At 67.8% G+C, this 236-nt stretch carries 1 protein-coding gene; it reads left to right on the top strand.

The window, feature by feature from the left end:
• Positions 1 to 236 (top strand): TonB-dependent receptor (locus tag HKX41_13510; GenBank protein NNC25150.1); only part of this gene is annotated, 236 nt, incomplete at both ends.

The raw sequence follows: 236 nt of genomic DNA, 5'->3' as shown, positions 1-236 counted from the left end.
GACGGCACCCTGGGCATCACCGGCGAATGGCAGGATCGCGGCCGCTCCGACCGCTCCGAGCCGGCCGGCAGCCCGCGCATCATCGGCGACTCCAAGGTCAAGAATCAGACCCTGTTCCTCAACGGCGACAAGCCGTTGGCCGAGAACGTCGATCTGTACTTCACCCTCGGCGTGCAGAAGCGCGACGCCTCCTCGGCCGCGTTCGCGCGCGACGGCATCGGCTCGGAAGACATTCC

Origin of the sequence: Salifodinibacter halophilus, from assembly GCA_012999515.1 — a bacterium.
GTDB classification, from domain to species: Bacteria; Pseudomonadota; Gammaproteobacteria; order Nevskiales; family Salinisphaeraceae; genus Salifodinibacter; species Salifodinibacter halophilus.
This window is presented reverse-complemented; position numbering and strand designations above follow the sequence as displayed.